Annotated in this window: 25 protein-coding genes and 1 riboswitch; of the genes, 17 read left to right on the top strand and 8 right to left on the bottom strand. The window is 62.1% G+C overall.

The genetic code is table 11. The features are described 5' to 3' along the window. Positions 1-125 precede the first annotated feature (125 nt). The 6 genes from IFT59_RS03865 to IFT59_RS03840 all read left to right on the top strand — a co-directional run bounded on the left by IFT59_RS03865 (position 126) and on the right by IFT59_RS03840 (position 4,242). Complete coding sequence (locus tag IFT59_RS03865; protein WP_192086132.1) at positions 126-887, top strand: glycosyltransferase family 2 protein; 762 nt, start codon at positions 126-128, stop codon at positions 885-887. Beyond that, the gene (locus IFT59_RS03860) at positions 884-1,540 is read left to right on the top strand and encodes a hypothetical protein (protein WP_192086131.1); all 657 of its coding nucleotides are present in this window, start codon (positions 884-886) and stop codon (positions 1,538-1,540) included. The genes IFT59_RS03865 and IFT59_RS03860 overlap by 4 nt, the downstream gene beginning before the upstream one ends. A 25-nt stretch (positions 1,541-1,565) precedes the next feature. Beyond that, positions 1,566-2,225 carry an HAD family hydrolase gene (locus IFT59_RS03855; RefSeq protein ID WP_192086130.1) on the top strand — a complete coding sequence of 220 codons (660 nt, stop codon included), beginning with the start codon at positions 1,566-1,568 and terminating at the stop codon, positions 2,223-2,225. Continuing rightward, positions 2,222-2,929 carry a glycosyltransferase family 2 protein gene (locus IFT59_RS03850; protein WP_192086129.1) on the top strand — a complete coding sequence of 236 codons (708 nt, stop codon included), beginning with the start codon at positions 2,222-2,224 and terminating at the stop codon, positions 2,927-2,929. The genes IFT59_RS03855 and IFT59_RS03850 overlap by 4 nt, the downstream gene beginning before the upstream one ends. Positions 2,930-2,938: 9 nt before the next feature. Then, positions 2,939-3,268 (top strand): cupin domain-containing protein, encoded by a 330-nt coding sequence (locus IFT59_RS03845; protein ID WP_062582577.1) that lies wholly within the window; start codon positions 2,939-2,941, stop codon positions 3,266-3,268. Positions 3,269-3,474: 206 nt separating this feature from the next. Next, the gene (locus tag IFT59_RS03840; RefSeq protein WP_192086128.1) at positions 3,475-4,242 is read left to right on the top strand and encodes a 2-keto-4-pentenoate hydratase; all 768 of its coding nucleotides are present in this window, start codon (positions 3,475-3,477) and stop codon (positions 4,240-4,242) included. A 57-nt stretch (positions 4,243-4,299) separates the two neighbouring features. Here IFT59_RS03840 and IFT59_RS03835 read toward each other — a convergent pair whose 3' ends face one another. From IFT59_RS03835 to IFT59_RS03825, 3 genes are all read right to left on the bottom strand, one after another. Further along, positions 4,300-4,926, bottom strand: coding sequence for a nuclear transport factor 2 family protein (locus IFT59_RS03835; RefSeq protein ID WP_197978016.1), 627 nt, complete (start codon positions 4,924-4,926; stop codon positions 4,300-4,302). Between the two features lie 100 nt (positions 4,927-5,026). Next, positions 5,027-5,854, bottom strand: a complete 828-nt coding sequence (locus IFT59_RS03830; protein ID WP_192086127.1) for a bifunctional 5,10-methylenetetrahydrofolate dehydrogenase/5,10-methenyltetrahydrofolate cyclohydrolase — start codon at positions 5,852-5,854, stop codon at positions 5,027-5,029. 9 nt (positions 5,855-5,863) lie between these two features. After that, the gene (locus IFT59_RS03825; RefSeq protein ID WP_192077478.1) at positions 5,864-6,628 is read right to left on the bottom strand and encodes an IclR family transcriptional regulator domain-containing protein; all 765 of its coding nucleotides are present in this window, start codon (positions 6,626-6,628) and stop codon (positions 5,864-5,866) included. Positions 6,629-6,759: 131 nt separating this feature from the next. Here IFT59_RS03825 and IFT59_RS03820 point away from each other — a divergent pair, with 131 nt between their 5' ends. Genes IFT59_RS03820 through IFT59_RS03785 form a run of 8 tightly spaced genes read left to right on the top strand, consistent with a single transcriptional unit; the run spans position 6,760 to position 14,643 of the window. After that, positions 6,760-7,560 (top strand): creatininase family protein, encoded by an 801-nt coding sequence (locus IFT59_RS03820; protein WP_192086126.1) that lies wholly within the window; start codon positions 6,760-6,762, stop codon positions 7,558-7,560. Then, positions 7,557-8,852, top strand: coding sequence for a cytosine deaminase (locus IFT59_RS03815; protein ID WP_192086125.1), 1,296 nt, complete (start codon positions 7,557-7,559; stop codon positions 8,850-8,852). The genes IFT59_RS03820 and IFT59_RS03815 overlap by 4 nt, the downstream gene beginning before the upstream one ends. Next, the gene (locus tag IFT59_RS03810) at positions 8,849-10,240 is read left to right on the top strand and encodes an FAD-binding protein (protein ID WP_192086124.1); all 1,392 of its coding nucleotides are present in this window, start codon (positions 8,849-8,851) and stop codon (positions 10,238-10,240) included. Before IFT59_RS03815 ends, IFT59_RS03810 begins: the two co-directional genes overlap by 4 nt. 16 nt (positions 10,241-10,256) lie before the next feature. After that, on the top strand, positions 10,257-10,838 hold the full coding sequence (locus IFT59_RS03805; protein ID WP_192086123.1) for an NAD(P)H-dependent oxidoreductase: 582 nt from the start codon (positions 10,257-10,259) through the stop codon (positions 10,836-10,838). A 34-nt stretch (positions 10,839-10,872) separates the two neighbouring features. After that, positions 10,873-11,673: an ABC transporter ATP-binding protein gene (locus IFT59_RS03800; RefSeq protein WP_192086122.1), complete on the top strand. Its 801-nt coding sequence runs from the start codon at positions 10,873-10,875 to the stop codon at positions 11,671-11,673. Between the two features lie 5 nt (positions 11,674-11,678). Continuing rightward, on the top strand, positions 11,679-12,563 hold the full coding sequence (locus IFT59_RS03795; protein WP_192086121.1) for an ABC transporter permease: 885 nt from the start codon (positions 11,679-11,681) through the stop codon (positions 12,561-12,563). A 47-nt stretch (positions 12,564-12,610) separates the two neighbouring features. Beyond that, complete coding sequence (locus IFT59_RS03790; RefSeq protein WP_197978015.1) at positions 12,611-13,780, top strand: hypothetical protein; 1,170 nt, start codon at positions 12,611-12,613, stop codon at positions 13,778-13,780. Positions 13,781-13,782: 2 nt separating this feature from the next. Further along, complete coding sequence (locus IFT59_RS03785) at positions 13,783-14,643, top strand: tetrahydrofolate dehydrogenase/cyclohydrolase catalytic domain-containing protein (RefSeq protein ID WP_197978014.1); 861 nt, start codon at positions 13,783-13,785, stop codon at positions 14,641-14,643. A 6-nt stretch (positions 14,644-14,649) separates the two neighbouring features. Here IFT59_RS03785 and IFT59_RS03780 read toward each other — a convergent pair whose 3' ends face one another. The 3 genes from IFT59_RS03780 to IFT59_RS03770 form a co-directional block, all read right to left on the bottom strand. Continuing rightward, positions 14,650-15,435, bottom strand: a complete 786-nt coding sequence (locus IFT59_RS03780; RefSeq protein ID WP_192086119.1) for an ABC transporter ATP-binding protein — start codon at positions 15,433-15,435, stop codon at positions 14,650-14,652. Further along, the gene (locus tag IFT59_RS03775) at positions 15,432-16,463 is read right to left on the bottom strand and encodes an iron chelate uptake ABC transporter family permease subunit (RefSeq protein WP_192086118.1); all 1,032 of its coding nucleotides are present in this window, start codon (positions 16,461-16,463) and stop codon (positions 15,432-15,434) included. Before IFT59_RS03775 ends, IFT59_RS03780 begins: the two co-directional genes overlap by 4 nt. An 81-nt stretch (positions 16,464-16,544) precedes the next feature. Then, positions 16,545-17,552, bottom strand: coding sequence for an ABC transporter substrate-binding protein (locus tag IFT59_RS03770; protein ID WP_192086117.1), 1,008 nt, complete (start codon positions 17,550-17,552; stop codon positions 16,545-16,547). Positions 17,553-17,682: 130 nt separating this feature from the next. Further along, a riboswitch (cobalamin riboswitch) is annotated at positions 17,683-17,877 on the bottom strand. Between the two features lie 293 nt (positions 17,878-18,170). Here IFT59_RS03770 and ftsZ point away from each other — a divergent pair. Then, positions 18,171-19,166, top strand: a complete 996-nt coding sequence (ftsZ, locus tag IFT59_RS03765) for a cell division protein FtsZ (RefSeq protein ID WP_062455086.1) — start codon at positions 18,171-18,173, stop codon at positions 19,164-19,166. A 75-nt stretch (positions 19,167-19,241) separates the two neighbouring features. Here the strand turns inward: ftsZ and IFT59_RS03760 are convergent, their stop codons facing one another. Beyond that, entirely contained in the window at positions 19,242-21,803 is a 2,562-nt protein-coding gene (locus tag IFT59_RS03760; RefSeq protein WP_192086116.1) for a GcvT family protein, read from the bottom strand. 174 nt (positions 21,804-21,977) lie between these two features. Here IFT59_RS03760 and IFT59_RS03755 point away from each other — a divergent pair, with 174 nt between their 5' ends. Further along, complete coding sequence (locus IFT59_RS03755; RefSeq protein WP_139283781.1) at positions 21,978-22,382, top strand: hypothetical protein; 405 nt, start codon at positions 21,978-21,980, stop codon at positions 22,380-22,382. Between the two features lie 62 nt (positions 22,383-22,444). Next, complete coding sequence (locus IFT59_RS03750; protein ID WP_113109845.1) at positions 22,445-22,921, top strand: DUF3597 domain-containing protein; 477 nt, start codon at positions 22,445-22,447, stop codon at positions 22,919-22,921. A gap of 124 nt (positions 22,922-23,045) precedes the next feature. Here IFT59_RS03750 and IFT59_RS03745 read toward each other — a convergent pair whose 3' ends face one another. Next, on the bottom strand, positions 23,046-23,270 hold the full coding sequence (locus IFT59_RS03745) for a hypothetical protein (protein WP_162728262.1): 225 nt from the start codon (positions 23,268-23,270) through the stop codon (positions 23,046-23,048). Positions 23,271-23,311 lie beyond the last annotated feature (41 nt).

Raw genomic sequence — 23,311 nt, 5'->3', positions numbered from 1 at the left:
GACCTTGCCCGCGGTCGGGCGCGGGCGCTGGAAATTGACCTGTTTGACAGCTTGGCACCAGCTTCAAGCCTTAAGGTTTCAGGCACTAGATCAACTGCAAACTTTTATTTTGGATACCGCCGCAGATGCTCAATATCGTCGTGCCGATGGCAGGTCATGGAAGCCGCTTTGCAAAAGCCGGCTACACGCTTCCAAAACCGCTCCTGCCCGTGCATGACGTCGCGATGATCCGCCTCGTGATCGAGAACCTGAAGCCTGATGTCGAGCACCGCTTCATCTTCATCTGCCAGGCATCGCATGTGAGGGACTACGGTCTCGACGCGCATCTCCGCCAGTGGGCGCCGGGTTGCGATATCTATCTGGTCGAAACCGTCACCGAGGGCGCCGCCTGCACCGTGCTTCTGGCGCGCGACGCCATCGACAACGGCAACCCGATGATGATCGCCAACTGCGATCAGTATGTCGATGTCGACATCAACGCCTACCTTGCCGCCGCAGACGGTCTCGATGGCCTGATCATGACCATGTCGGCGGACGATCCGAAGTGGAGCTTTGTCTCCTTCGGCGACAACGGCTTTATCGACAACGTCGTCGAAAAACAGGTGATCTCCAACCATGCCACCGTCGGCATCTACAATTTCGGCAAGGGATCGGATTTCGTCGCCCATGCCGACCGGATGATCGAGCGCGACTTCCGCGTCAACGGTGAGTTCTACGTGGCTCCCGTCTACAATTTCATGATCGAGGACGGCATGAAGATCGGCGCCTACTCGATCGGCTCCGTCGACAAGGGCATGCACGGCCTCGGCGTTCCCGAAGATCTTGAGAGCTTCCGCAATCTGCCGCTGTCTCTGAGAGTGACACAGTCCATCAAGGAACCGGCATGATCCAGATCCTCAGTCATCGGGGATACTGGAAATTCCCCGAAGAAAAGAACACGGTCGAGGCCTTCGTCCGGTCGTTCTCGCTCGGCTACGGCACCGAGACCGATGTGCGCGACTGCCTCGTTGGCGGCAAGCCGCGGCTGGTCATCTCGCACGACATTCCGAACGGTACCGAAATCTCCTTCGCTTATCTTCTGAGCCTCGCCAGACAGCACGGGTCTCCGACGCTGGCACTCAATATCAAGGCCGACGGGCTGCATGACATGCTGGCCGAGGTGCTGACCGCCGAAGGCTACGACAACTATTTCCTGTTCGACAGCTCGGTTCCGGACCTGATCCAGGGTGTGAAGCGCGGCATGACCTCGTTCACCCGGCTGAGCGAATACGAGCGCGTGCCATCGCTTTACAGCGAGCCCGGCATCACCGGCGTCTGGCTGGACAATTTCCTGCCCGGCCGCTGGTACGAAGCGCCGCTGGTCGAAAAGCTGCTGGATGACGGCAAGCTGGTCGCGCTGGTCGCGCCCGACCTGCACCGCCGCCACGACGAATACGAACCCTTCCTGCACTGGCTGGTCTCGTCCGGCCTGCGCGATCGCGAAGGGCTGATGATCTGCACCGATTTTCCCGAGAAAGCCAAGGAACTGCTGCGCGTATAGCGCAAGGTCTGGCGCACGAGGTTTGATGACGATGATTAAGGCTGTAATTTTCGACATGGATGGTGTGCTGATCGATGCCCGCGAGTGGCATTACGAAGCGCTCAACCGCGCGCTGGAACTGTTCGGCTTCACCATTCCGCTGCACGAGCACCTGACCACGTTCGACGGCCTGCCGACCCGCACCAAGCTGCAGATGCTGACCGCCACCCGCGGACTTCCGGAATCCCTGCACGGCTTCGTCAACGAGATGAAGCAGCGCTACACGACCGAGCTGATCCATACCAAGTGCAAGCCGGTGTTTCGCCAGCAGTATGCCCTGGCTCGCCTGCGCGGCGAAGGCTACCGCCTCGGCGTCGCCTCGAACTCCATCCGCAGCACCGTCAACCTGATGATGGCAAAGGCCGGCCTCGAGGATTATCTCGAATTCCAGCTCAGCAACGAAGACGTGAGCGTCGGCAAGCCCAGCCCTGAAATCTACCTGAAGGCCATCGGCATCCTCGGCCTTGCGCCTGAAGAATGCCTGATCGTCGAGGACAACGACCACGGGATCCGGGCAGCGCGCGCCTCCGGTGCCCATGTCATGGTCGTCAACGACGTGTCCGAGGTGAACTATCAGTCGATCTGCAAGTCCATCGACAAACTGCAGGCATCGTTCGAGCTTCCGGCCCTGCAGGTGGTCGCATGAACATCCTGATCCTGATGGCGGGCGAGCCCCGCATCTTTTCCTCCGAAAGTTTCCCGACCCCGCTGGTCGAGGTAGACGGTATGCCGCTGGTGCAGCGTCTGCTCGAACAATGCGCTCGCATCACCGGTCACCGGGTGATCATCGCGCTGCAGGAAAAGGAATTGCGCCGCTATCATCTCGACGACGTCGTGCGGCTGATCGATCCGACCGCCGAGATCGTTGCCGTCAAGGACAAGACCCACGGTGCTGCCTGCACCGCCCTGCTTGCCGCCGGCAGCATCGACAACGACACACCGCTTCTGATCCTCAACGGCGACGAATTCCTGACCGTTCCGATGGAAACCATCATCGCCGATTTCAGCCGGCGCGAGCTCGATGGCGGCACCGTCACCTTCCGGTCGGTGCATCCGCGCTATTCCTTCGTCCGGCTCGACGAGCGCCAGATGGTGGTCGAAGCGGCCGAAAAGCACCCGATCAGCGACAATGCGACGGCGGGCTTTTACTACTTCCGCAAAGGGTCCGATTTCGTCAAGGCAGCCAAGGCGGCGATCCGCAAGGATGCCCGGCACAACGACATGTTCTATGTCTGCCCGGTCTATAACGAGCTCGTTCTCGAGGACAAGAAGATCGGCGTCTACCCGATCGACGCGAAAGACTATCATCCGATCAAATCGGACCGCCAGCTGAGCGAACTGTCGATCTGAGAGGTTAAGATGAGCGAACCGTCCTATAATCTCGACAACATGATCGGCGGCTGGTTCGTCGGCGATTTCGATCCGAGCGTCGTCAAGACCGACGCGTTCGAAGTGGGCGTCAAGAGCTACAAGGCGGGCGATCGCGATGCCCGCCACTACCACAAGATCGCCCGGGAAATCACGCTCGTCGTCTCCGGCCGTGTCCGCATGCTGGACAGGGAATGGGGCGAAGGCAGCCTGATCGTCATCGAACCCGGCACGGTCAACGCGTTCGAAGCGCTGACGGACGCTACGCTGACAGTGGTGAAGATACCGAGCGCCAAGAACGACAAGTATCTCGTCGACTGACCAAGAATCCTGTCCTCTCAACGAACGATATCAGCAGGTTAAGTCGGCCTGCTGAACAGATCCATGCGCGTCGGGCCGGGATATTGCCCGCAAAGCCTTGACGGACGGCTCTGCGTTCGCGACGATCTCCACCCCGCTGAACCACAGCGAAACGTTGGCACGAGCCCCACAAAGCTCAGCCGCAAATCATTCGATCGGAGACATTCATGGCCGAACTCTCAACCCAGGCGTTCAACCCCGAAACGCTGGCCGAGAGCCTGATCACGCTGCGCAACGAAGGCCGCAAGGCGCCGTCCGCAAGCTTTGCCCTGCCCCAGGATTTGAGCGCCGGCATGGCGGCACAGAACGCCGTGACACAGAGGATCGGCGCCAGCGCGAAGATGATCAAGGTCGCGATGTCGACGGACAAGCAGCCAGTCATGGCGCCGCTGTTCCCTTATGTGGAGACCACCAGCGAAGCGAAGCTTCCCTACTCCCCCGGCACACGGTTCGAAGTCGAGATCGCCGTTAAGCTCGGCGCGGATCTACCGGTGAGGTCCGAAGCCTATACAAGGGCGGAAGTGCTGGACGCGGTGGCGGATGCCTATCTCGGCTCGGAACTGCTTGTCACCGCAGTTGAGGAAGGTGGCAGCGTTTCCTTCCCGCTCTACCTCGCCGACCGCATCGGCAATGGCGGCTATGCGCTCGGCCCGAAGGTCCCGAAGACGCTGATCGACACGGTTGGTGGGCTTACACTCAAGGTCACCCATGACAGCAGCCCGGTCTATGACGGACCAGTGGCCCATCCGGTCGGAGACGTGCTCGCCTGGCTGGTTGCCTATGCCAATGACGCCAAGCGCCCTGCCACGTCCCTCACCTCAGGCATGGCGGTCACGACGGGCGCGCTCTCGGGCGCAATGCCGCTGCCCGGCGCCGGTCGCGTCGTGGTGGAACTCGAAGGCGGCTATCAGATGAGCGTCCTGCTCTCCGCTTAACCGGAAATCTGCAGCACGCGACCCCAAGGCTCGCGTGCTGCCTTCACGCCATGAGGATCAGGGGCAAGTGTTGACCGGTGCCGCCTTGACGATCGGGAAGCAACCCTTCCACTGCTCAGTACGGGCCGGCCAAGGGGTCAGCGTCTTCGGGCTTTCCTCGAGCTGAAGCACGCCGAGCGCCTGCAGATCCTTCACCCTTCCGTCGAGATATTCCTTGATCACCGAAATCTTGCCGTCCTTCACATGGGCGATCCAGACATCGTTGACGACCTGACGGTTGCCGCGCTGGAACGTGCGGAACTGCAGCTCGACCGCGATGCGGCCGGTCGTCGTATCGATGAAGAACGCGTCTTCCGGAAGGTAGATGCTGGTATCCTTGGCCGCCTTGCAGAACGTGTCGAGGTCAGCCAGCATCTTGTCACGGCCGGTAACGCTGCTGGTCGGATAGGAGAAGGCGACGTCTTCGGTGACCGCATTCTTCAGGAGGTCGGCGTTGCAGGAGGCCCAGGCGGAGGCGAGGTCGAAGACCAGGTTCTCCATGGCGGCACGCGCGGGATCGGTGGAGGGCGTGCCCGCGTAGGTCACACCGGGACGGATGTCTGCCGCCTGAGCCGAGCCGACGGAGGCGACGACGAGAGCGGCGGAAAGCGTTTTGAGCACGAAAGCGCGAAGATGGAAGGTCATTATGAGTTCCCCGTTATTGTTCGTTTATCGAACTTGTGTTCGGATATAAGTAGAAAAGCGCAAATTCTGGTGCAGCGCAATATCACCGTACTGATTTCTGTCAGGAAGATCTCAACGCCGCATCCGCGACATTGCGCATCAGGCAAGCCGTCGTGATTGGTCCGATGCCATCCGGCACATGCGTCACCGTCACGTTGCGACCCGCAACCGCATCGAGATCGACATCGCCGACAAGTCCACCTGGGCCGCGATTGATGGAGACATCAAGCACGATCGCGCCATCGCGAAGATGGTCGGAACCGATCAGCCCGGCAACACCCGCCGCGGTGACGACGATATCGGCGCGTCGCGTATGAGCCGCCAGATCCCGTGTCGCCGCATGCGCGATCGTCACGGTCGCCTCCGCGTCCAGCAGCATATTAGCGAGCGGTCGACCGACGATGCGCGATGCGCCGACCAGCACGATCTCGCGCCCTTTGAGCGAACCGGCCAGCGCCTGCGCCATCAGGAGACAGGCCTTCGCCGTCGCCGGCGGACGTGTTACGGCGCCGAGCGCGAGATCACCCGCATTGAGGGGGTGCAGCCCGTCCACATCCTTGTCCGGCCCGATCAGAAGCGCAGCCGTGCGGGCATCCATGCCGGCCGGCAACGGGTAAAGCGTCGCAACCGCATCGATTTCGTCCCGAGCGGCCAGTTCTTCCAGTCGAGCCGTGAGCCTCACTACGTCTGACGGATAAGCTTCGAGCTGCAGGTCTATGCCGACCTCCTGCGCACTGGCCTTCTGGCGACGCGCATAGGCGGCCATGCCGGGGTTGCCATCATCGAGCAGCACGACGCAGCGAACCGCGCGGCCGCTTGCCGAAATGCGCCGGCGTGTTTCGGAATTGATCCCGGCTGCAATTTCGAACCCTGTTACGATCTCAAGCATGTGACTTCCCTAGAGTGTGGAGCCGATCTGCCCGGCGCAGACCTTCAGCCGTGAAGCCATTTCGGAAAGCGCCGCCTCGTCATACTGTCCATGCTCGAAGATGATCGACACGGCACCGACGACCTCGCCGATGCCGGGGTGAAACACGGGGGCCGCCAGCGATGCGACGCCGCTCACATATTCGCTATCGGTCAGCGCATAGCCGCGCTCGCGGATCTGTTTCAGCGCGTCCTCCAGGCGATCCCGGTGGGTCTCGGTCTGGTCGGTATGGGCAGAGTAGGCGGCACTGTCGAGGATCGCATCCAGCCGGACGGTATCGAGGAATGCGAGGATCGCCCGCCCCGAAGCTGTCGGCAGCAACGGCACCCGCGTGCCTGTCGTGACCCGGTTGAGCGTGAATTTCGACGGTAGGAAAGCATGGGCGACATAAACGGCATCCGTCTCGTCCAGCATCGCATAAGACACGGACTCGCCGACTTCCTGCGCCGCATTGCGCAGCACCGGCTGGATGATCTGCGGAATGCCCCGGCCCTCGATAAAACCCTGGCTCAGCCGCAGCACATGGGGGGTCAGCTCATAGCGGCCGCGATCGCAGGCGAGATAGCCAAGCTGCTCCAGCGTCCGCACCAGCCGCCGTGCAACGGCGCGGTTGAGCTGGACCTTGTCGGCAATCTCGCTGATCGTGATGGCGCGATCCTTTGCGTCGAAGGCAAGCAGGACGGCCAGCCCCTTGGCGAAGGTCAGCGAGACTTCCTTGTCGTTTTCATCCAGCACCGGCGCTCCTTCCAGATCAGAGCGCCAGCCCCGATCTGCCTATCTTTTCCGCACCGCAACATTTTTCACCTTGACGAACCGGCGACTTCCGTTACGATTTAGCGAACAATTGCTCGATAAGCGAACAGACCATGTCGTTTCAGTTTTGGCAAGACCTCAGGACCACCGATTTCGCAGCCATCGACAAAGGTCGCGCTGTCGCGGTCCTGCCTGTCGGCGCAACGGAGCAGCACGGCCCGCACCTGCCGCTGGCGACCGACAGCATCCTTGCCGAACGTATGGCGATGGAGGCAGCCCAGCGTGTCGAGGATGCTGATGTCTACATCCTCCCGACCATCACTTACGCGAAATCCGACGAGCATCTGTCGTTCCCCGGAACCCTCACGCTCGATGCCGCGACGCTTCTGGCAAGCCTCACCCAGATCGGTCACAGTGTCGCCCGCGCAGGCTTCCGCAAGATGGTATTTCTCAATGCCCATGGCGGCAACGTTCCGGTCCTCCAGATCGCGGCGAGAAGCCTGCGGCTGGAAACGGAGCTGTTCGTGGTATCGGCCGGCTGGATCTCGATGGGCTTTCCGCCGGGCCTCGTCTCACCGCTCGAACAGCGCGACGGCATCCATGGCGGATTGGTCGAGACCGCGGCCATGCTGCATTTCCGGCCCGATCTGGTCGATATGAACGAAGCCCGCAATTTCGTGCCGGCCTCGGCAGCCGTCGCCGAGAACAACGAGGTCCTTCGCCTGCTCGGCCCGATTAGCGCCGGCTGGGTCGCGGAGGATCTGCACCCGGCAGGCGTCGCCGGCGATGCGGCATCCGCAACGCCTGCGATCGGCGCCGCCATCGTTGCCCATGCAGCAACCCGTTACGCCAAGTTATTGGACGAGGTCGCCGCCCATCCGGGCATGCCTGCCATCGGGACACCGCCGCTATGAACGCCGTTACCCCCCCATTCGGCGACGCGCCGCTCACCGTCCGCAATATGCGTGCACCGGCAGCGCTGGTCGATGGCCTTCCCCACCACGCAGCAGACAGCCGCAGCGGCCTCGTCACCTTCGACGTCACGATCCGCGACGGTCGTTTTCATGCGCCAAGCTCAAGCGAGCGCGAGTGGGATGCACAGGGACGCCTCGCTTTGCCCGGCTTCATCGACATGCACGTCCATCTCGACAAGGCTTTCACGTCCGAGCGAACCGGGTTTTCCGACAACGGCCTTGCCGGAGCTGTCGAACTGGCGATGGCCGATGCGCCCAACCGGACCGTCGAGGATATCGTGCAGCGTATGGACCGCGCACTCACTAGGGCCGAACAGCATGGCACGGTCGCGCTGCGCACCCATCTCGATACGTTTGAGGAACCGGATGCCAGCCCCGCCTGGATCGCCTTTGGCGAAATCCAGTCCGCCTGGAAGCACCGTCTGACCCTGCAGGCGGTCGCCCTGATGGCTCTGTTTCGGGTGGAGCAGGACGGTTTCGATCGACGCTGCGCGCAAATCGCGAAGCGCGACGGCACGCTCGGCGCCTTTATCGGACCGGGCAGCGCCACGCCTGAGCGGATCGACAGGCTGTTTCTGGCAGCCGCAAGACACGGGCTCGACCTCGATCTTCACGTGGACGAAACGACGGACGCATCCGCTGACGGCCTTTCGCTCGTCGTCGAAACGGCCCTGCGGCACAAGTTTGCCGGACGCATCGTCGCCGGACATTGTTGCGCGCTTGCTCAAAAGAACGAGATCGAAGCGCAAGCCCTGATCGCCGGCATTGCCGAAGCCGGCATCCATGTCGTGGCGCTGCCGCTCACCAACGGCTTCCTGCAGGACCGCAAAACCGGCCGCACGCCGCGTCTGCGCGGCCTTGCGCCGGTCACCGAACTGCGCGCCGCCGGCGTCAACGTCGCCTTCGCGTCGGACAACGTGCAGGACGCATTCTACCCCTACGGCGATTTCGACATGCTGGATGTGATGCGCCAGGCGCAGTTCCTGGGCCAGCTCGAAGGCGATCCCGCCGGCTGGGCCACCGCCTGCAATGCAGGACCGGCGGCCGCCATGGGGCTCGACGGCGCCGGCATGATCCGCGCCGGCGGACCGGCGGATGCTATCCTCTTCGAGGCAACCAGCTGGACCGACCTTTTCTCCCGAACGAACACCGCCCGCACGGTTTTGCGCAACGGCAAAGCCTTGGGTGCTGCCACTGCCGAGGCAGTCGGGATCGAACGGAGGCGCGCGTGAGTGCAGATCTCGAAGCCTGCCGGACAGCGCTCGCCCGGTTCGATATCGACGACAATCCGCGCACGGTTCAGCAGAAAAGCCGGGACTTCTACTGGTATAGCCCAATCCTGAAGGATCTCCTGAAAGACGTCTGCGGCGATCTGGTTGTTGCGCCCCGCAGCGAGGCCGAGGTGATCGAGATCCTTTCGATCTGCCACCGCTGCAACGTGCCCGTCACCGTCAGGGGTGCCGGAACCGGCAATTACGGCCAGTCCATGCCGCTGCAGGGCGGCGTCGTTCTGCATATGAAACACATGAACGAGGTCGTTCGCATCGGTGAAGATCATCTCGTTGCCCAAGCCGGCGCCGTCATGGCGGATCTTGAACAGGCGGCGCGTGAAAAGGGCCTGGAAATCCGCCTGTTTCCGTCCACCACGGCAACTGCGACGCTCGGCGGTTTCATCGCCGGCGGATCGAGCGGTGTCGGCGCCATCCGCTGGGGCGGCCTGCGCAATCCCGCCAATATCCGCCGCCTGCGTCTCGTGACGATGGAGGCAGAGCCCCGCGTCATCGACCTTGTCGGCGACGACATTGCCAAGGCGGCGCACGCCTACGGCGTCAACGGCGTCATCATCGAGATCGAGATCCCGGTCGACCCGGCCGGAGACTGGGTCGACGTGCTGATCGGCGCACCCGATTTTGCCTCCGCGAACCGTCTTGCCTTTCGTCTCGGTGAAGATGACGCGATCACGCTGCGCATGCTTTCGACCTTCGAAAGCGCCATCCCCGATCGCTTTTTTACCCGGCATGCACCGTTCCTGAAATCCGGCGAAGCCCTGGTTGCGGTCATGGTTGCAAGACAGGATCTCGATAGGCTGGTGACCGCAGTCGAGGAAGACGCCGGCGCCGCCATCCGCTTCCGCGCCGACCGCGATGGTGCCGGCATGCGCCTGCCTCCGGCCTATGAGCTGGCCTGGAACCACACGACGCTTCGGGCAATCAAGATCGATCCGTCGATCACCTACCTGCAGATGATGCTGCCGCAGGACGATCTCTACGGCGCGATCGACCGCATCGCTGAAACCTTCGGCGATGAGCTGATCCTGCATTTCGAATTCACACGGTTTTCCGGCAAGGTCGCCGCCGTCGCCATGCCGCTGCTGCGCTATGAGAGCCCCGAGCGGCTCGAAGAGGTGATCGAGATCCTTGAAGTCACGCTGGGCGTCACCGTGTTCAACCCGCATCGGGTAACGCTCGAAGAAGGCGGCATGAAACGCACAGATCCGGCCCAGCTCGAATTCAAGCGCCAGACGGATCCGAAAGGCCTTCTCAACCCCGGCAAGATGATCGCATGGACGCATCCTGACTGGGTCCCTGCCCCCGGCCGCATCTTCCTTTTCAACCGATAACGAGAATTATGGACCGATGAAGGTACATGTCATTTACGCCCACCCGCTGAAGGGAAGCCTCGCCTCGCGTCTGCACGATACGGTCGTCGCGAGCCTGCTCGAGGCCGGGCATACGGTGGACGATCTGGATCTTTACGCCGAAGGGTTCGATCCGGTTCTGTCGGCGGAGGATCGGCGCGATTATCACGACCTTTCCATCAATCGCAGCCGCGTCGCGCCCTATGTCGACCGGCTGATGTCCTGCGATGCGCTGGTTCTTTGCCATCCCGTGTGGAATTTCGGCTGGCCGGCGATCCTCAAGGGCTATTTCGACCGGGTGTTTCTGCCCGACGTGTCGTTCAAGCTGCAGGACGGCCAGCTTTCGCCGGGCCTCACCAATATCCGCAAGCTCGCGACCGTCACCACCTACGGCTCGAAACGCTGGCGTGCGATGGTTCTCGGCGATCCGCCACGACGCAATGCCACCCGCTTCCTGCGCGTCGTCTGCAATCCGCGGGTCAAGGTGAAATATCACGCGCTCTACGATATCAACAACGTCACCAATGAGCGCACGGAGGCCTTCATCGAGCAGGTCCGCACGTCCATGCTGCGGTTTTGAGAGACGGGTCTGAGATGAGAAAAGGGGATTTGTCATGACGGGATCGCCGACAGTCGCTGCGACCGATATTGGTGCACGTCCCCACCCGCCCCTGCCCGGCGGCAATGCCGTCGTGTTCGAAAAGGTCTCGATGACGTTCCCGGATGGAACGGAAGCGCTGTCCGATGTCGATCTTGCCATCGGCCATGGCGAGTTCGTGTCGATCGTCGGCCCGTCCGGCTGCGGGAAATCGACGCTGCTGCGGATCGCGAGCGGCCTGTCGAGCCACAGTTCCGGCGATGTCTGGGTCGATCGGCAACAGCTCGGCTACACGTTCCAGGATGCGACCCTTCTGCCATGGCGCCGGGTGCAGGGGAATGTCGAACTGCTGATGGAGCTGCGCGGTTACCCGGCCGCGAAGCGCCGCGAAATCGCCAAGGAAAAGATCGAGCTCGTCGGCCTTTCCGGCTTCGAGGCCCATTATCCGCGAAGGCTTTCCGGCGGTATGCGGATGCGCGCATCGCTGGCGCGGTCCTTGGCGCTCAATCCCAACGTCTTCATGTTCGACGAACCGTTCGGCGCGCTCGACGAAATCACCCGCGAACGGTTAAACGACGAGGTGATCGACCTTCATTGCCGCGAAGGTTTCACCGGCATTTTCGTCACCCACTCCATTCCCGAGGCCGTCTACATGTCGAGCAAGGTCGTGGTGATGTCGCGCCGTCCGGGCCGGATCATCGATACGTTCGACATCGGCCTTCCCTTCCCGCGCCAGCCGGACCTGCGTTACGAGCCGGAATTCTCGAAACTGTGCGGAGCGGTATCGCGTGCCCTTCGCAATGCCATGGAGGCCTGAGCGCCATGTCCGAGCCTATTGCCGCAGCTTACAAATCGACGCCGCTGAAGGCCCAGGTGGAGCGCTACCGCCCCGTCCCGCTTGCACCGGCGCCAAGCGTCGGTCGCCGCCTCGTCTTAAGCTTCGCGCCGCCTCTGCTCCTCGGCATCCTGATCGTTGCCGCCTACGCGCTGATACGTGCCGACCTTCCGGCACATCGCCAGTTCCTGATGCCGAGTGCGGAGGGCCTGTGGAGCCAGGCATTCGGCATTGCAGCCTTCCGCTCTGAGCTGCTGATGCGGGCGCTGACCACGATCTCCATCGCCATCACGGGACTTGCCGTCTCGATTCCCGTCGGCATCATGCTCGGCATCGTCATGTTCCGCGTCTATGCGCTGGAAAAAGCCGTCTTCCCCTATCTCGTGGCGCTGCAGTCGATCCCGATCATGGCGATCATTCCGCTGATCCAGAGCGCCCTCGGCTTCGGCTTTCTGCCCAAGGTGCTGATCGTCGCGCTCTTCACCTTCTTCGCCATTCCAACGACGCTGCTGCTCGGCCTCAAAAGCGTCGACCGCAACATTCTCGAACTTTTCAAGCTGCAGAATGCCTCCTGGTGGGTGATGCTGCGCAAGGCGGCGCTGCCATCTGCCGCGCCGACCCTGTTTGCGGGCCTGCGGATTTCCGGAAGTCTCGCCGTCATCGCCGCGATCGTCTCGGAACTGTTCTTCCTGTCCGGCAAGGGAGGTCTCGGTCAGCTGCTGATGAACGCCAAGATCGATTTCAAATACGAGCAGATGTATGCCGCACTGATCGTCGCCTCCGCCCTGTCGATCACCGTCTACCTGACCTTCAACTGGCTCGGGAACCGGCTGTTTGCGCATTGGCACGAATCGAGCGACAGGCAACGCTGACACCGCCGCTGAAATGACCTAGAAAAAAAGCAATCAGGGGAACGAAAATGACAAATAAACTGACTGCCACACTGACCACCGCAGTGGTGATCGCCACGTTCGCAACGGCCTTGTCTACAAATGGCGCGACCGCCGGCGAGTTCGCCAAGAGCCGCTACAAGACGCCGCTCGCCGATGTCTGCCCCAGCCCGTTCATCATCCAGAAAGACTGGCTGGCCCAGGCCGAGCAAGGTCCGCTCTATCAGCTGATCGGCTCGGGAGGGGAGATGACGTCCGGCCAATATACCGGTCCCCTCGGCTCGACCGGCATCGAGCTGACCATCCTCGAAGGTGGCGGCGGGCTTGGCATGGGCGATGGCGAGACCGCCTATTCGGCGCTCTACATGGGCAACTCCAAGGCCGGCGTCACGCCGCATCTCGGCTATCAGGAACTGGACAACGCCTTTATCTTCTCCAAGCGCTTCCCCGTTGTCGGCGTCATGGCGCCGCTCGATATCGCGCCGACTGTTCTCCTGTGGGACAAGGCCACCTATCCTGACGGCTTCAAGTCGATCGCCGATCTCAAGACCTTTGCGGAGAGCGGCAAGGGCAAGATCTACGTCTCGACCATCAAGCGCACCTTCGGTCTCTATCTCGTCGAGCAGGGCGTCCCCGCGGATGTGTTCGTCGAGGGATATCGCGGCGACGGCGAGAATTTCGTCACCAACAACGGCACATGGCTGAACCAGGGCTTTGTCACCAGCGAAGTCTACAAGTTCGAGCACGGCAACAACTGGGGCAAGCCGATCGGCTACCTCAACATGAACGACCTCGGCTATCGCAACTACACCGGCATGCTCTCCGTCGCCACAGCGAGGATGGAAGAGCTCGCACCGTGCCTGGCAAAGCTCGTTCCGCTTCTGCAGCAGGCGACCGCCGACTACGCCAAGGATCCGGCCGAGGCAAACAAGGTGATCGTTGACTTCAACGCTGCCGGCCATGCGGCCAGCTGGTGGAAGACGGCGCCCGAGCTGATGGCCTATGCCGCAAAGACGATGGTCGAGACCGGCATTATCGGCAACGGCCCCAACGCGACGATCGGCGATTTCGATATGGACCGCGTCGCCGAGATGCTGAAACTGGTGAAGCCCCGTTTCGACGAGCGCGCCGATCCGGATGTGAAGCCGGATCAGGTCGTGACCAACCGCTTCATCGATCCCTCGATCGGCCTGAAATGAGCGTGACAACGCCAAGAACGCCCGCAACACTGCTGGACGGCGAAGCCCTCGCCGCTCGGCTGCGGCGCGAAATGGCAGCGCAGGTTGCCGATCTCCGCGCGCGCGGCATTGCGCCGAAGATGGTGACGGTGCTGGTGGGAGACGATCCGGCCAGCGCCACCTATATCGGCCGAAAGCATGCGGACTGTGTCGAGGTCGGTATCGAGGCCGTCGACCTGCGCCTGCCCTCGGATACGACCACCGAAGCCCTGCTCGAACGGATTGCCACTGTCAATGCCGATCCAGCCATCCACGGCCAGATGGTGCAACTGCCGCTGCCGCCTCAGATCGACGAGACACGCGTCATGACCGCCGTGTCGCCGGCCAAGGATATCGACGGCCTGCACCCGCAGAATCTCGGGCTGCTGCTGTCGGGTAAACCGGGCCTCCTGCCCTGCACCCCGGCCGCCATCCTCGCGCTTCTGCAGGACAATGCCGTTCCGCTTACGGGACGCCGGGTGGCCATCATCGGCCGCGGCCAGCTCGTCGGTCGCCCGCTTGCCATGCTTCTTTCGGCTCGGGGAATCGATGCGACGGTGACCCTGCTGCATAGCGGCTCTCGGGATATCGCCGAGGACGTCAGGCGCGCCGATATCGTCATCGCCGCCCTTGGCCAACCCGGTTTCGTCACCGCAGACATGGTCAAACCCGGTGCCGCCGTCGTCGGCGTCGGCATCAGCTACGGCGCAGAAGGTTCGATGGTCTCGGACGTGGCCGCCGATGTCGCTGAGGTCGCAGGTTGGGTAACGCCGCCGCAGGGTTCGGTCGGCGCGCTCACCCGTGCGATGCTGCTGCGCAACCTGCTACAGATCGCCGCCGCCTAGACCGGTTCACATCAGGAACTGGATATGCAGCCGGCCGTGATGCGGCGAGGTCGAAACATGGGCTTCAACGCCGAACACGTCGGCGATCGTCTTCTCGGTCAGAATATCGGTGGGCGGACCGAAGGCGACAAGGCGTCCTTCGGAAAGCACGGCGATCACATCGCAGAACCGGGCGGCGAGGTTGAGATCGTGGATCGCAACGACCGTCGTCAGCGGCAGCTCCGAGACGAGCCGCAGGATGTCGATCTGATGCTGGATGTCGAGATGGTTGGTCGGTTCGTCGAGGATCAGCACCGACGGCGACTGCGCCAGAGCCCTGGCAAGCTGCACGCGCTGACGCTCTCCCCCCGACAGCGTATGCCAGAACTGCTCGCGGCGATCGTCCAGCCCGACGCGAACCAGTGCCTCGGTCACGATCCGGTCGTCCTCTTGCGTCCAGGGAGACAGAGCCGACCGGTATGGTGTGCGTCCAAGCCGGACCACGTCGATGACGGTGACATTCGCCTCGGTTGCCGAATGCTGTTCGACGACTGAAACCCGCTTGGCAAGCTCGCGCCGCGCGAAACCGCTCATCGGCTTGCCGTCGAGCGTGACATTGCCGGCGGCGGGTGGCCGCAGACCGGCCAGCAGCCGGATCAGCGTCGACTTGCCGGAACCGTTGGGTCCGATCAGGCCGAGCGTCCGGCCCTTACCGACCGAAATCGTGACGCCATCGACGATCACCTTGCGCCCGGCAAGCCAGCGCACGGCGGTTGCGGTCAAGACCGGGGTAGAGATGGGATCGGTTGTCATGCGACCCTCCTTGCCCGGTAAAGAATGACGCAGAAGAAGGGAACGCCGACCAGCGCCGTCACCACCCCGATCGGCAGGATCTGCGGTGCGATGACGATGCGCGAGACGATATCGGCGAGCACCATGAACAACGCACCGATCAGCGCACAGGCAGGCAGAAGCCGGATATGGCCGGGACCGACGATAAACCGGGCCGCATGCGGAATGACGAGCCCGACAAAGCCGATCGCACCCACCATGCTGACGATCGTCGCTGTCATCAGCGCCGTGACGAGCAGCAGCACCACGCGGACCCGTCGGACCGCGATGCCGAGCGACCGCGCCGCATCCTCGCCGAAGGTAAACGCGTCGAGCGCCCGCGCATGCCAGATGCAGACGATGAGCCCGACGGTCACCACCGATGCGGCGAGCGTCACCTCCGGCCAGCGGACGCCGGCAAGGCTGCCGAGCAGCCAGAACATCACGCTGCGCGCCTGTTCGGCATTGGCAGACGTCGAGACGATGTAGGAGGTGAGCGCGTTGAACAATTGCGAGGCGGCAACGCCCGCAAGAATCGTCCGGTCCGCCGTCTGGCGTCCGCTCGACAGCATCACCACGAAGACAAAGGCGATCAGCGCGCCGGCAAAGGCCCCGGCGGAAAGCGAGATCGCGCCTGCACCAAAGCCGAGCAGCATGACACTGACCGCACCGGTTGATGCTCCCGCAGAAATGCCGAGCACATAGGGTTCGGCCAGCGAGTTCCGCAGCAGCGACTGCAGGATCGCCCCCGACAGCGCCAGTCCGGCGCCGCAAAACGCCGCGACCAGCGACCGTGACAGGCGATAATCCCAGATCACCGCTTCCTGGATGCGCGGCAGTGCCATGGCGGTCAGACCGAGCCGGTTCGTCACCGCCGCAATCGTCGTCTCCATGGGAATGGTCATCTCACCGATCGCCACACCGGCGACGATGGCGACGAGAAGCGCTGAGAGCACCAGGAACACGCCTGCGGCACCTAGCGCCCAACGTCCGATACGGGATCGCGTCACTTGGGGCGCCTGGGCAGGTCGGGCAAATTCGCCTCATCGACGATGGCGGAAAAAGGGAAAGATATCATCTCCCGCCGCACCCTAGTTCGCAAGGCCGAAGGACTGGATGCCCCGGGCGAGTGTCTCGATGCCCTCGATCGTGCGGATCGTCGGGTTCATCGACTGGGCGTCCATCATCACGAAACGCTTCTTTCTCACCGCATCCAGCTGGCTGACGACGGGATCAGTCTCGAGGAACTTGATCTTCACGGCAGGATCATCCGCGGCATAGCGGCGACGGTCCATGGTGGCGACGACGATGACGGAGGGGTTGGCCTCAGCAATCGTTTCCCAGCCGACCAGCGGCCATTCTTCTTCCGTCGTCACCACATTGCGGGCGCCGATCGTCTCAAGGATATAAGCCGGTGCGCTGTTCTTGCCGGCTATAAAGGCATCGCCCTTGGTTTCCTTGCTGGAATACCAGAAGACGATCGGCAGGTTCTTTAGCTCAACGCCCTTGATCGATGCGACGGCTGCGGCTTCGCGCTGTTTCAGGTCTGCGATGAGGGCGGCACCCTTGTCCTCGACATCGAAGATCTTCGAAAGCTCGGTAATCTCGCGGTAGATCAGGTCCATCTTGAACAGTTCGTTGCGAACGCCATCGCCGCCGTCGGCATTGGTCTTCGCGACGCAATCGGCGGGCGAGACGTAGGTGTTGATGCCGAGATCGGAAAACTGCTCACGCTTGCCGACGGATCCCATCGGCCCGACATGCCACTCGAACTCGGCAGCGACCAGATCCGGTTCGAGACTAACGACCGATTCAAAGCTTGGGTCGTTGTCGGCAAGCCGTTTGATCTTCGCATCCACCCCGGCATAGGGCGAAAGCACCGGCCCGACCCAGACCGCGGTGCCCGCCACCTTGTCGGCCAACCCGAGCGAATAAAGCACTTCGGTCATGCCCTGACCGATCGAGACGATCTTCTCGGGCGCCTTGTCGAACGTGACGGGGCGACCGCAATTCTCGATCGTCAGCGGGTAGCTGGTCGGTGCGGCAAAGGCGAATGTGGGAAGTGCCGCAACTAAGGCGGCGATAAGCCCTGATTTCATGTCCTGTCCTTCAATGATCGGAAAAAAGGGCAGGACGACCTGAAGCCGCATCGCGGCTCGACGTCAAAATGGCGCACGAGCGCATTGCTTGCGTCATAATCATCTCCCTGCCGGAACCCCTCGTCCGGTGTTGGTTGTCCATGCCACGGCAGGTCTCCTGACTTGCGGCTCGAACGCCTTCCATCGCCTTCCCGATCGGATGATCAGTGGTATCGATGGCTGGCTCGCCGCTTACAGTTGCGAGGGCAGTCGCGGAGTGGGCCCGAAAGCTTCACCGCATTCCCTTTTCATCTGCGATTGCAGAACCGTAGCGCCCCAACTGATAGGGAACACGCCGGTGCTTGTCCAGAGCGATCCCCGCGCGATCTCTGCCGTTGCCGAGTGTAATAGTATAACATACCAATCTACGCAACGGTCTATTTTGTATTGGTCACGACCTTCGTGAGTCGCTCAATTCAGGGATGCTGTACATTAAATTGCGATGACATCGCCCTCACCCTACTCCTGCCTCTTTGGCCTGACAGCGCTCTGGTCTATGACCTTGCGGACAGATAGCCTGCGGGGCGATTCGCCGTCCTTCTGGTATGGGACGACCGGAAGGAGCTGAAGGAGACGAAGATGACGGATATTAAGAGCGGCTTGACCGAATTGAAACCGCAGATAACCGTGATCGGTGTCGGAGGCGGTGGCGGTAACGCGATCAACAACATGATCACGGAAAATCTCCACGGCGTGGAATTCATCGCCGCCAATACGGATGCCCAGGTTCTGGCGACATCCAAGGCGTCGCGCCGCATCCAGCTGGGTGCGCAGGTGACCGAAGGTCTCGGTGCTGGCTCGCTGCCGGATATCGGCCGCGCGGCCGCCGAAGAATCGATCGACGAGATCATGGATCATCTCGCCGGCTCGCACATGTGTTTCGTCACCGCCGGCATGGGTGGTGGAACCGGAACCGGTGCCGCGCCAGCGATTGCACGCGCAGCGCGCTCTGCCGGAATCCTGACGGTTGCGGTCGTCACAAAACCCTTCTCGTTTGAAGGGCACCGCCGCATGAAGACGGCCAACGAGGGTATCGAAGCCCTGCGTGAAGCCGCCGATACGGTCATCGTCATTCCGAACCAGAACCTGTTTCGAATTGCCGACGCCAAGACCAGCTTCGCCGACGCCTTCATGATCGCGGACCGCGTGCTGTTTTCGGGCGTCAGCTGCATCACCGACCTGATCGTCAAGGAAGGCCTGATCAACCTCGACTTCGCCGACGTGAAATCGGTGATGAAGGGCATGGGTCGTGCGATGATGGGAACCGGCGAAGCATCCGGCGATGGCCGCGCGCTGATCGCTGCCGAAGCCGCAATCGCCAATCCGCTGCTCGACGACATCTCGATGAAGGGCGCCAAGGGCGTGCTGATCTCGATCTCAGGCGGTACCGACATGACACTGTTCGAAGTCGATGAAGCTGCGAGCCGCATCCGTGACGAAGTCGAAGCCGAGGCCGACATCGTCGTCGGCGCGATCTTCGACAAGAACCTCGACGGCAAGTTCCGCGTGTCGGTCGTCGCAACCGGCCTCAACGGCAACCAGCAGGGCTCTTCGTCCCCGACTGCGCAGTACTAAGACCAGACTCAGCCAATAAAAAAACGCTCCGTGGATATCCGCGGAGCGTTTTTTGTTTGTCGGACCCGAAGCCGGTCAGCTTCTCGGCTTGAGGTTCTCAGGATCATAGAGCGGCTTGTAACCGACCGCTGCGACTTCCACCGGGAAGGCCTCGTTGAAATAATCCACCGTCAGTTTCCGGCCGACCTGGCAATGCGACCAGGGCAGATAGGCGAGCGCGATGTTCCGGCCGATGGTCGGGCCGTAGGCGATCGAGGTCGTATAGGAACGCCGTCCAAGGTCGTCGATTAGAACCTCGCCCGTGTCCGGATCCATCACCGGCAGCGAGCCGACCGGATAGCGGGCGACACCGGACGCATCGACATTGTCGGTCATCACGAGCGTGCAGAGCATCGCCGGCTGATGGTCGCGGGCCTTGTATTCGAGATGTTTCGCCTTGCCGCAGAAATCCGCTTCCTTGACCTTCGGACGGGCAAGATCGGCCTCGATCAGGTTGTACTGGGTCAGGAGATCGCCGTTCTGCAGGCGCAGGCTCTTTTCCAGGCGGCGTGAGTTGGCATAGGTCTCGACGCCGAAGGCCATCACGCCGGTGGCGCGCAGCGCGTCCCAGACGGCAACGCCGTCTTCGTATTTCATATGCAGTTCCCAGCCCTGCTCGCCCACATAGGAGATGCGGAATGCCGTGACATGCTTGCCGGCGATCTCGATAGGCTTGATCGCGGCGAAGGCGAAGTTCTCGACATTAAGACCATCGGGGTCGGCCACGACCTTCTTCAGCGTCTCGCGCGCGTTCGGGCCCCAGATGCCGATGGTGATGTACTTTTCCGAGACATCGGTAATCGTGACGTCGAGCCCGCGATCCTGCGCGACACGCTTCATGTAGAGCAGGTCACGCGGCCCTGCATCCGCGCCGTTGACGAGACGGCCGCGATCAGCCAGGCGGAACACGGTGAAATCGGCCCGCACCATGCCCTCGTCGTCGAGGAAGTGGGTATAGATGCCCTTGCCGATATTGCCATCGCCGCCGATCTTGGCCGCACACAGCCATTCGAGCAGCTCGACATGATCGGGCCCCTCGATATCGACCATGTGGAAATGCGAGAGGTTGACGATGCCGCAATCCTCGCTCATCGCCAGATGCTCGGCGTTCGACACGCGCCAGAAGTGGCGGCTGTCCCACTCGTTTTCGCGCTTCGGCACCCGGTCGCCGTATTTCTCCAGAAGATGCTCGTTGGCGGCGTAACCGTGGGCACGCTCCCACCCCCCCAGCTCCATGAAGTAACCGCCGAGTTCCTTTTCGCGGTCGTGGAACGGCGAGCGCTTGGCGCCGCGACCGGTCGCATAGGGTTCGCGCGGGTGGACGGCCGGGAAATAGATCTTCTGGGCAGCCTCGAAGGTGCGGCCCTCGATGAACTCTTCCGTCAGCTGATGCGGATAGAAGCGCGCGTAATCAATCGAGTTGTGGTCGATCTCGGTGCGGCCGTCGGTCATCCAGTCGGCGATCAGCTTGCCATAGGCCGGGCCGTCCTTGACCCAGATGGCAACGCAGTACCAGAGCCCGCGCACCTTCTGGCTTTCGCCGCAGGAGGCACCGCCGCCGGCCGACACCTGCAAGAGGCCGTTGAACGAATGCCCTTCGTTATAGCCGAGCTCGCCAAGGATCGGCGTCAGCTCGATCGCCTTTTCGAGCGGCTCGATGATCTGTTCCATGTCGAGATCGCGCTGCGATGGCGACAGGCGCGCCTCGTGCTTTTCGAGAATGTCGCGCGGGTGACAGAGGCGCGGATGGGTGGTCTCGTAATAACCCCACTCGATCTGCCCGCCTTCGGTCGTCTTCGGATCGCCGGTGTCGCGCATATAGGCCGAATTGCCCTGGTCGCGCAAAAGCGGATAGCCGATTTCCTTGCCGGTGCCTTCGAACTCGTTATAGGGCCCGAAGAAGGTCAGCGGATGATCGACCGGCATGACCGGCAGATCCTCGCCCGCCATTTCCGCAATCAGGCGGCCCCATATGCCGGCACAGACGACGACATGGTCGGCCATGATCGTGCCGCGGTGGGTGACGACGCCCTTGATGCGGCCACCCTCGATGATCAGCGACTGTGCCGCCGTATTGCCGAACACACTGAGCTTTCCGGCCTTCTCGGCAGCGTCCACCAGCTTGCCGGCAACCGTCTGCGAACGCGGAATGACCAGACCTGCATCCGGATCGAACAGACCGCCCTGCACCTGATCCTCCTCGATCAGCGGGAACATCGCCTTGATTTCGGCCGGCGACACGTAATGTGCACGGGTGCCGAAGGCCTTGGCCGAGGTCAGCTTGCGCTTGATCTCTTCCATCCAGGCATCGTCGCCGGTGCGGGCGACTTCGAGACCGCCGATGCGGGCGTAGTGGCCCATCTTCTCGTAGAAATCGATCGAATATTGCGTGGTCCAGACCGACAGGTAGTCGTGGCTGGTCGTGTAGCAGAAATCGGAGGCATGGGCGGTCGAGCCGATATCGGTCGGGATGCCTGACTTGTCGATGCCGACGATATCGTCCCAGCCGCGCTCGACGAGGTGGTGCGCGATGGACGCACCGACGATGCCACCGAGCCCGATGATGACGACCTTAGCCTTTTGCGGAAATTCTGCCATTGCATGCCCCAACCGAGTGAAGCCGCGATACTAGAGGGACAGACGCGACAGGTCACCTCAGATTACGACATCAAAAACTGTTGCAGCGCCACGCACGCCCGAAGAGGTATATGAGGAACTTCTTGGCCCCTTCTCCTGTTTAGCACTCGATAAAATGGTAACAGGGGCAATCACATGAAATTCAGAGCATTGAAGGCGGTGACCGCTGTCGGTCTTGCCTGCCTGATGCTGGCGGGCTGCGTCAGTGAAGGCGGCACCTACACCGAGTACCGCAGTTCCGATCGATACGACCGGTTCAACCGTTACGACGGTCCGAACTACCGTTACCGGCATAACCGCGACCGCGATCGCCACCACGGCCGTCACGACGGACGCCGGCCCGACCGCGACAACGATCGCCCGCACCGTGACTGGAACCGCGGCGACCGCCCGGAGCGCCCCGGCTACATCCGCAACGACCGCGACGGCCGCAATGATCGAGGTGGTCGCGATGGCCGTGACCGTTCCAGCGGTCGTGGCGGACCGGACCGTTCAGACCGCGGCTCACGCGGCGATCGCGTCGTTGTCCCGCAGAACTAAAGTGATCCGTCATCGACGTGATCTCGTACCATGTATGGCATAAACCAACGGAGGAACTATCCATGAGCATATTCAGCAAGATCAAGGACGCCATCTTCGGCCATCCTGCCGCGGCTGCACCGGCTTCGCCAACAGGCGCCGAGCCGACACCGACGTCCATGGCAACGCCAGAACCTGCTGCGACCACAGCCCCGCCGGTCGGCGGAACAGCCCAGGCTGCGCCGAAGACTGCAGGCGCACCGCCAGTCGCAACTCCAGGCTCGACCTCTGCCACGATGCAGACCGTCGATATCGCACCGGTCCTCGACGCAGCCGTCAAGAAGAGCGGCCAGAAGCTCGACTGGAAGCATTCGATCGTCGACCTGATGAAGGCGCTCGGCATGGACGCGAGCCTTTCGGAGCGCAAGGAACTGGCCGAAGAACTCGGCTACACCGGCGACCAGAGCGATTCCGCCACGATGAACATGTGGCTGCACAAGGCGCTGCTGAAGAAGCTGTCCGAAAACGGCGGCAAGGTGCCTGCCGAACTTCTCGATTAATGGTTTCGGGCGCTCCACTGCGGGCGCCCGAACTTCTATCTGATGAAAACTGCTTGCGATTCCCGTCATCCGGACGGTTGAGACATGACGAAGGCCCGGCTGAGACCGGCTTCCGCGTCATGTCTCAGTAGGCGAGAGACGTACTCCAGAGAAAAATGTCCTGCTGGTCGGTATCCGTCAGTCGATCGGCATCAGTCTCCTCGACCTTCTGCGTCTCGAGCCGTGGCAATGCCGCGGCTTCTTCTTTTCGGTCACCGGCCAACTGCCTTGTCGATCCGAACAGATCGATCCCAAATATCGAAAAGCCGCCACCATTCATCACGCTCTCCATTCCTTCCCGATCTTTCATGTGTAATGTCGCGTCAGAGGGAGTCGTGAACAATATTGCCT

It is taken from the genome of Rhizobium sp. CFBP 8752, assembly GCF_014842035.1.
GTDB lineage: Bacteria > Pseudomonadota > Alphaproteobacteria > Rhizobiales > Rhizobiaceae > Neorhizobium > Neorhizobium soli.
Note: the sequence above shows the minus strand (reverse complement) of the source record. Positions and strands in the feature narration are given on the sequence as shown.

Excerpts from the sequence above, each read along its gene's own strand:
- IFT59_RS03865 (WP_192086132.1), top strand. The coding sequence starts at position 126 with ATGCTCAATATCGTCGTGCCGATGGCAGGTCATGGAAGCCGCTTTGCA.
- IFT59_RS03860 (WP_192086131.1), top strand. The coding sequence starts at position 884 with ATGATCCAGATCCTCAGTCATCGGGGATACTGGAAATTCCCCGAAGAA.
- IFT59_RS03855 (WP_192086130.1), top strand. The coding sequence starts at position 1,566 with ATGACGATGATTAAGGCTGTAATTTTCGACATGGATGGTGTGCTGATC.
- IFT59_RS03850 (WP_192086129.1), top strand. The coding sequence starts at position 2,222 with ATGAACATCCTGATCCTGATGGCGGGCGAGCCCCGCATCTTTTCCTCC.
- IFT59_RS03845 (WP_062582577.1), top strand. The coding sequence starts at position 2,939 with ATGAGCGAACCGTCCTATAATCTCGACAACATGATCGGCGGCTGGTTC.
- IFT59_RS03840 (WP_192086128.1), top strand. The coding sequence starts at position 3,475 with ATGGCCGAACTCTCAACCCAGGCGTTCAACCCCGAAACGCTGGCCGAG.
- IFT59_RS03835 (WP_197978016.1), bottom strand. The coding sequence starts at position 4,926 with ATGACCTTCCATCTTCGCGCTTTCGTGCTCAAAACGCTTTCCGCCGCT.
- IFT59_RS03830 (WP_192086127.1), bottom strand. The coding sequence starts at position 5,854 with ATGCTTGAGATCGTAACAGGGTTCGAAATTGCAGCCGGGATCAATTCC.
- IFT59_RS03820 (WP_192086126.1), top strand. The coding sequence starts at position 6,760 with ATGTCGTTTCAGTTTTGGCAAGACCTCAGGACCACCGATTTCGCAGCC.
- IFT59_RS03815 (WP_192086125.1), top strand. The coding sequence starts at position 7,557 with ATGAACGCCGTTACCCCCCCATTCGGCGACGCGCCGCTCACCGTCCGC.
- IFT59_RS03805 (WP_192086123.1), top strand. The coding sequence starts at position 10,257 with ATGAAGGTACATGTCATTTACGCCCACCCGCTGAAGGGAAGCCTCGCC.
- IFT59_RS03800 (WP_192086122.1), top strand. The coding sequence starts at position 10,873 with ATGACGGGATCGCCGACAGTCGCTGCGACCGATATTGGTGCACGTCCC.
- IFT59_RS03795 (WP_192086121.1), top strand. The coding sequence starts at position 11,679 with ATGTCCGAGCCTATTGCCGCAGCTTACAAATCGACGCCGCTGAAGGCC.
- IFT59_RS03790 (WP_197978015.1), top strand. The coding sequence starts at position 12,611 with ATGACAAATAAACTGACTGCCACACTGACCACCGCAGTGGTGATCGCC.
- IFT59_RS03780 (WP_192086119.1), bottom strand. The coding sequence starts at position 15,435 with ATGACAACCGATCCCATCTCTACCCCGGTCTTGACCGCAACCGCCGTG.
- IFT59_RS03770 (WP_192086117.1), bottom strand. The coding sequence starts at position 17,552 with ATGAAATCAGGGCTTATCGCCGCCTTAGTTGCGGCACTTCCCACATTC.
- ftsZ (WP_062455086.1), top strand. The coding sequence starts at position 18,171 with ATGACGGATATTAAGAGCGGCTTGACCGAATTGAAACCGCAGATAACC.
- IFT59_RS03760 (WP_192086116.1), bottom strand. The coding sequence starts at position 21,803 with ATGGCAGAATTTCCGCAAAAGGCTAAGGTCGTCATCATCGGGCTCGGT.
- IFT59_RS03755 (WP_139283781.1), top strand. The coding sequence starts at position 21,978 with ATGAAATTCAGAGCATTGAAGGCGGTGACCGCTGTCGGTCTTGCCTGC.
- IFT59_RS03750 (WP_113109845.1), top strand. The coding sequence starts at position 22,445 with ATGAGCATATTCAGCAAGATCAAGGACGCCATCTTCGGCCATCCTGCC.
- IFT59_RS03745 (WP_162728262.1), bottom strand. The coding sequence starts at position 23,270 with ATGAAAGATCGGGAAGGAATGGAGAGCGTGATGAATGGTGGCGGCTTT.